The following is a 4,977-nucleotide window of genomic DNA, read 5'->3' on the forward strand; positions in this document are numbered from 1 at the left end:
CGCTGCTGTACAGCCGCTCCAACCTGTCGGACGTGCTGCCGCCGGCGGCCAACATCACGGTGTCCAACGTGCCGGGGCCGCGCCAGACGCTGTACGCGGCGGGCGCGGAATTGCTGCATATCTTCCCGGTGTCGATCTCGACCCACGGGCTGGCGCTCAACATCACCGTGCAGAGCTACCGCGACCAGCTGGATTTCGGTTTCATCGCCGGCGCCAACATCATTCCCCATGTCCAGGTTTTGTGCGACATGCTGCCGGGCGAGTTCGCCGCCCTCGAGGCCGCTTATGCTCCGCCGGCCGATCTCAAGAGCGCGGCAAGCTGAAGCCTTCGAACGGGAATTCTTTGCCAGAGTGAGACACCAATGATGATAGAGATGCCGCCGCTGCAGTTCGCCCAGACCAACGGCATTCGCATGGGTTACTACGAAGCCGGCCCGAAAACCGACGCGCCGCCGGTCATCCTCTGCCACGGCTGGCCGGAGATCGCGTTTTCCTGGCGCCATCAGATCAAGGCGTTGAGCGAGGCGGGCATCCGGGTGATCGCGCCCGATCAGCGCGGCTATGGCGCGACCGACCGGCCCGAGCCGGTCGAGTCCTATGACATCGAGCACCTCACCGGCGATCTGATCGGCCTGCTCGACCATCTCAAAATCGACAAGGCGATTTTCGTCGGCCACGACTGGGGCGGCTTCATCGTCTGGCAGATGCCGCTGCGGCACATCGACCGCGTCGCCGGCGTGGTCGGCATCAATACGCCGCACACCAACCGGGCGCCGTCGGATCCGATCGATCTACTGCGCAAGCGTTTCGGCGAGCACATGTATATCGTCCAGTTCCAGGACCCGGCGCGCGAGCCCGATAAAATTTTCGGCAGCCGGGTCGAGCAGACCTTCGATGCCTTCATGCGCAAGCCGGTGCCGCGCGGCAACGCGCCGGCGGAAGAGGTGGTCGCCGGCGTCGGCGCATCGCCACGGCTCAATCTGGCCTTCCCGCAAATGATTGCGGCGTATGACGCCAAGCACGACCCGCGGACGCCGATCCTGTCGCCGGAAGAGAAAAAAGTGTTCGTCGACACCTTCACAAAATCCGGCTTCACCGGCGGCATCAACTGGTACCGCAACATGTCGCGCAACTGGCAGCGCTCTGTAGACATCGACCATACCGTGCGGGTGCCGTCGCTGATGATCATGGCCGAGAACGATCACGTGCTGCCGCCGTCCTCGGCCGACGGCATGGAGAAGATCATTCCCGATCTCGAAAAATACCTGGTTCGCGACAGCGGCCACTGGACACAACAGGAAAAGCCGGACGAGGTCAGCGCCAAGCTGATCGAATGGCGCAGGAAGCGGTTTGGGTGAAAAGCGGCACCAGCCTCTCATCGTCATTGCGAGGAGCCCTTGCGACGAAGCAATCCATTCTTTCTTTCTGTTGCACGATGGATTGCTTCGCTTCGCTCGCAATGACGTTGTGAGGGCGGTGCGCTACTAAAGTAAGATCAGCCAGGAGAGACTATCGCGATGGCGTCGACCAACAAACTGAGCCCGATCCCGCATCCGCCGAAGAAGCCGGTGGTCGGCAACATGCTGTCGCTGGACGCCAATGCGCCGGTGCAGCATCTGGTACGGCTGACCAAGGAGCTCGGGCCGATCTTCTGGCTCGACATGATGGGCGCGCCGCTGGTGATCGTCGCCGGCCACGATCTGATCGACGAACTCAGCGACGAGAAACGGTTCGACAAGGCGGTGCGCGGTGCGCTGCGCCGGGTGCGCTCGATCGGCGGCGACGGCCTGTTCACCGCCGACACCACGGAGCCGAACTGGAGCAAGGCGCATAACATCCTGCTGACGCCTTTCGGCAACCGCGCCATGCAGTCCTACCATCCGAGCATGGTCGATATCGCCGAGCAGCTGGTGAAGAAGTGGGAGCGGCTGAACGGCGACGAGGAAATCGACGTCGTTCATGACATGACCGCGCTCACGCTCGACACCATCGGCCTGTGCGGCTTCGACTACCGCTTCAACTCATTCTACCGGCGCGATTATCACCCCTTCGTGGAATCGCTGGTGCGCTCGCTCGAGACCATCATGATGACCCGCGGCATTCCGCTGGAGAATCTGTGGCTGCAGAAGCGCCGCCGCGATCTCGCCGCCGACGTCGCCTTCATGAACAAGATGGTCGACGAGGTCGTCGCCGAACGCCGCAAGAATGCCGAAGCCGCCGAGGGCAAGAAGGACATGCTCGGCGCCATGATGACCGGCGTCGACCGCGCCACCGGCGAACAGCTCGACGACGTCAACATCCGCTACCAGATCAATACCTTCCTGATCGCGGGCCACGAGACCACCAGCGGGCTGTTGTCCTGCACGCTCTATGCGCTGCTGAAGCATCCCGAGGTGCTGAAGAAGGCCTATGAGGAAGTCGACCGGGTGCTCGGCCCCGATATCGACGCGCGCCCGACCTATCAGCAGGTCACGCAGCTCACCTACATCACGCAAATTCTGAAAGAGGCGCTGCGGCTGTGGCCGCCGGCGCCGGCCTATGGTATCTCGCCGCTGAAGGATGAAACCATCGGCGGCAAGTATCAGCTCAGGAAGAACACCTTTATCACCGTGCTGGTGATGGCGTTGCACCGCGACCCCAGTGTCTGGGGACCCAATCCCGACGCCTTCGATCCCGAGAATTTCAGCAAGGAGGCCGAGGCGGCGCGTCCGGTCAATGCTTGGAAGCCGTTCGGCAACGGCCAGCGCGCCTGCATCGGCCGCGGCTTTGCCATGCACGAGGCAGCGCTGGCGATCGGCATGATCCTGCAGCGCTTCAAGCTGATCGACAACCATCGCTATCAGATGGTGTTGAAGGAAACGCTGACCATCAAGCCCGACGGCTTCAAGATCAAGGTGCGGCCGCGCACCGACACCGAGCGCGGGGCGTTTGCCGGCCGCGCCACGACGACCGCGGCGGTTTCGACCGGTGCTGCGGCGCCGCGTGCCCGCACGCGTCCGAGCCACAACACGCCGCTGCTGGTGCTCTACGGATCGAACCTCGGCACCGCCGAGGAACTGGCGATCCGGGTCGCCGACCTCGCCGAGGTCAACGGTTTTGCCACCAAACTCGCGCCGCTCGATGATTTTGTCGGCCAGTTGCCGGAACAGGGCGGCGTGCTGATCTTCTGCGCATCCTATAATGGCGCGCCCCCCGACAACGCCACCCAGTTCGTCAAATGGCTCGGCGGCGACCTGCCGAAGGACGCCTTTTCAAAAGTGCGTTACGGGGTGTTCGGCTGCGGCAACAGCGACTGGGCCGCGACCTACCAGTCGGTCCCGCGGCTGATTGACGAGCAACTGGCGGCCCATGGCGCGCGCAGCGTATATCCGCGCGGCGAAGGCGATGCCCGCAGCGACCTCGACGGCCAGTTCGAGAGCTGGTTCGCCAAGGCTGCCCCGCTGGCGATGAAGGAATTCGGCGTCGATTCGAGTTTCAGCCGCAGCGCCGACGACGAGCCGCTGTACCAGATCGAGCCGGTGGCGCCATCGGCGGTCAATGCGATCGTGGCGCTGGGCAGCGTGGCGCCGATGAAGGTGCTTGCCAATCGCGAACTGCAGAACAAGGCCGGCGCCGGCGCCTCGGATCGCTCGACCCGGCATATCGAGGTGCAGTTGCCTGCCGGCGTCAGCTACCGGGTCGGCGACCATCTCAGCGTGGTGCCGCGCAACGACCCGTCGCTGGTGGATGCCGTCGCGCGCCGCTTCGGATTTCTTCCCGGAGACCAGATCCGGCTGCAGGTCGCGCAAGGCCGCCGCGCGCAATTGCCGGTTGGCGACGTGGTGTCGGTCGGGCGCCTGCTCTCCGAATTCGTCGAGCTGCAGCAGGTCGCGACCCGCAAGCAGATCCAGATCATGTCGGAGCACACGCGCTGCCCGATGACCAGGCCGAAGCTGCTGGCCTATGTCGGTGACGATGCCGCCGCCACTGAACGCTATCGCGCCGACATCCTCACCAAACGCAAATCGGTGTTCGATCTGCTGGAAGAACATCCGGCCTGCGAATTGCCGTTCCACGCCTATCTGGAAATGCTGTCGCTGCTGGCGCCGCGCTATTATTCGATCTCGTCGTCGCCGTCGGTCGATGCCAACAGCTGCAGCGTCACCGTCGCCGTGGTGCAGGGACCCGCGAGTTCCGGACGCGGCGTCTACAAGGGCATCTGCTCGAACTACCTCGCCAGCCGCCGCGCCGGCGAGATCATTCACGCCACGGTGCGCGAGACCAAGGCCGGCTTCCGGCTGCCTGACGACAACAGCGTGCCCATCATCATGATCGGACCGGGCACGGGTCTGGCGCCGTTCCGCGGCTTCCTCGCCGAGCGCGAGGCGCGCAAGGCCGGGGGTGCCAGCCTGGGTCCGGCCATGCTGTTCTTCGGCTGCCGTCATCCCGATCAGGATTATCTCTATGCCGACCAGCTGAAGGCGTGGGCCGCCGCCGGGATCACCGAACTGCACACCGCGTTCTCGCGCGCCGACGGCCCGAAGACCTATGTGCAGCATCTGGTGGCGGCGCAGAAGGAGCGCGTGTGGAGCCTGATCGAACAGGGCGCGATCATCTACGTCTGCGGCGACGGCGGCAGGATGGAGCCGGACGTCAAGGCCGCGCTGGTGGCGATCTACCGCGAGCGCAATGGCGCCGACCCGGAGGCGGGACTGCGCTGGATCGACGAACTCGGCACCAGCAACCGCTACGTGCTGGATGTGTGGGCAGGGGGCTGAGGTTTGGCGCAGGGCGTGACGGCGGTGCGGCCGCCAGTTGGTGCTGAACCCGCTAACGCTTGCTCGCCCTCCAGACCACCGCCTGCTGCGTCAGTACTAGCGGCCATAGGGTGCTGGAGCCTAACGGCGATCCGAGCCCATCACCGGTTGCGAGAATTTCCTGAGGAGCGAGCGGGCGCTCGTCTGGAAACTTCCAGACCCCGATCTGTTCCGCGGCGCT

General features: G+C 64.5%; 3 protein-coding genes. All 3 read left to right on the plus strand.

Features of this window, described 5'->3' with window-relative positions; genetic code table 11:
* Positions 1–323, plus strand: a 323-nt coding sequence (locus Q7T45_RS01645; protein ID WP_304866650.1) for a WS/DGAT domain-containing protein, incomplete at its 5' end; no start/stop codon positions are given.
* 42 nt (positions 324–365) lie between these two features.
* On the plus strand, positions 366–1,358 hold the full coding sequence (locus tag Q7T45_RS01650) for an alpha/beta fold hydrolase (protein WP_304866657.1): 993 nt from the start codon (positions 366–368) through the stop codon (positions 1,356–1,358).
* Positions 1,359–1,517: 159 nt separating this feature from the next.
* Positions 1,518–4,757, plus strand: a complete 3,240-nt coding sequence (locus Q7T45_RS01655) for a bifunctional cytochrome P450/NADPH--P450 reductase (RefSeq protein WP_304866653.1) — start codon at positions 1,518–1,520, stop codon at positions 4,755–4,757.
* Positions 4,758–4,977 lie beyond the last annotated feature (220 nt).

The organism is Bradyrhizobium sp., from assembly GCF_030646015.1.
Lineage (GTDB): Bacteria > Pseudomonadota > Alphaproteobacteria > Rhizobiales > Xanthobacteraceae > Bradyrhizobium.

Bases quoted from the DNA above. Each gene is read 5' to 3' on its own strand.
- Q7T45_RS01655 (WP_304866653.1), top strand. From the start codon at position 1,518: ATGGCGTCGACCAACAAACTGAGCCCGATCCCGCATCCGCCGAAGAAG.
- Q7T45_RS01650 (WP_304866657.1), top strand. From the start codon at position 366: ATGATAGAGATGCCGCCGCTGCAGTTCGCCCAGACCAACGGCATTCGC.